The organism is Mesorhizobium sp. M7A.F.Ca.US.005.03.2.1 (assembly GCF_003997795.1).
In the GTDB taxonomy this organism is placed as follows: Bacteria; Pseudomonadota; Alphaproteobacteria; order Rhizobiales; family Rhizobiaceae; genus Mesorhizobium; species Mesorhizobium ciceri.
The window spans coordinates 1-1,608 of the sequence record NZ_RZRP01001128.1 but is presented as its reverse complement, the minus strand read 5'-3'; the positions used below and the strand labels follow the sequence as shown (position 1 = coordinate 1,608).

Annotated in this window: 2 protein-coding genes and 1 pseudogene; all 3 read left to right on the top strand. The window is 63.5% G+C overall.

The window, feature by feature from the left end; all coding sequences use genetic code 11:
* Positions 1-419: pseudogene (locus tag EN991_RS35410) on the top strand (beta-ACP synthase); the annotation flags it as partial.
* A 163-nt stretch (positions 420-582) separates the two neighbouring features.
* Positions 583-1,287 carry a glutathione S-transferase N-terminal domain-containing protein gene (locus tag EN991_RS35405; RefSeq protein ID WP_127370464.1) on the top strand — a complete coding sequence of 235 codons (705 nt, stop codon included), beginning with the start codon at positions 583-585 and terminating at the stop codon, positions 1,285-1,287.
* 105 nt (positions 1,288-1,392) lie between these two features.
* The coding region (locus EN991_RS40485; RefSeq protein WP_206519323.1) for a hypothetical protein at positions 1,393-1,608 on the top strand (216 nt) is incomplete at its 3' end.

Genomic DNA, 1,608 nt, shown 5'->3' with positions numbered 1-1,608 from the left:
TGCATCGACTTGGTCGACGACACCGAAAGCTTGTAGGCATGGTCGCCGATGCCGGCTTCAATCCCGAGGATGTCGACTACCTCAACGCCCATGGCACCGGCACCAAGGCCAACGACCAGATCGAGACGGCAGCGATCAAGCGCGTCTTCGGCGACCATGCCTACAAGCTTTCGGTGTCGTCGACCAAGTCGATGCACGCCCACTGCCTCGGCGCATCGGGTGCGCTGGAGATGATCGCCTGCGTGATGGCGATCCGCGAAGGCATCGTGCCGCCGACGGCCAATTTTCGTGAGCCCGATCCCGATTGCGACCTCGACGTCACGCCGAATGTGCCGCGCGAGCGCAAGGTGCGCGCCGCGATCAGCAACGGCTTCGCGTTCGGCGGCACCAATGCCGTGCTGGCCTTCAAGGCTGTCTGATCTAGGGGGCGGGCGGATCTGCCCCAGGCCGGCCATTCCGTTGACTGTCCGTGCTCGATGAAACCCTTCGCCGCCATATTGATCGTGCCGTGCGCCGCGTCTAATCCTTGGCCGACCCGCCAAAACCGCGCCGCTCGGCGCGAATCCTCATCCAGGAGTTTCCATGGCAGACCTGTCCGCCTTTCCGATCGCAACGCGTTGGCCGGCCAAGCATCCGGACCAGCTCCAGCTCTATTCGGCGACAACGCCGAACGGGGTGAAGATATCGATCGCCCTGGAGGAACTCGGCCTTCCTTACGAGCCGCATTGGGTCAACATCGGCCAGAACGAAAGCTGGACACCGGAATTCCTGTCGCTCAATCCCAACGGCAAGATACCGGCGATCATCGATCCCAACGGCCCGGACGGCAAGCCGATCGGCCTGTTCGAATCCGGCGCCATCCTGCTCTACCTTGCTGAAAAGACCGGCCTGCTCATGCCCATTGATGGCGCGCGCCGCTACGAGACCATCCAGTGGGTGTTCTTCCAGATGGCCTCGGTCGGGCCAATATTCGGCCAGGTCGGCTTCTTCCACAAATTCGCCGGCCGCGAAATCGCCGACAAACGCCCTCTGGAGCGCTATCGCGACGAGTCAAAGCGACTGCTCGGCGTGCTCGACGGCCGGCTGAAAGGGCGCAAGTGGATCATGGGCAATGACTACACCATCGCCGACATCTCGCTGCTCGGTTGGGTGCGCAACCTGATCGGATTCTACGAAGCGCGCGAACTCGTCGGCTTTGACGATTTCGCCCATCTGGGAACATGGCTGGAGCGCGGCCTGGCGCGGCCGGCGGTGCAAAAAGGCCTGGCCATCCCGGCCAAGGGATAGAAAAACCAGCCTCCGAAGCGCGGCTATTTCGCCTTCGCTTTGGCTTTCGAACCGCCTTTGCCCATGACGGAAGCAGCGAGCGAGGCAGCACCTCGGGCGGCGACCATGACTGCGCCGGCAGCGACGTTGGCCGTGGCCTTGGCCGTGCGCATCGCACTGCCGCCTAAGGAGTCGCTGGAACTCGCGGGCTTCTTCGGCTTTGGGGCTTTTGGCGCGGCTTTCGCTGCGGCCGGCACCACTTTCTTCGGCGCTGCCTTGCCGAAAGCCGGCTTGGCGTCCTTTGAACGGGCTGTCATCGCCGGGCCGGCGCCGGTTTTGGAT

Excerpts from the sequence above, each read along its gene's own strand:
- EN991_RS35405 (WP_127370464.1), top strand. The coding sequence starts at position 583 with ATGGCAGACCTGTCCGCCTTTCCGATCGCAACGCGTTGGCCGGCCAAG.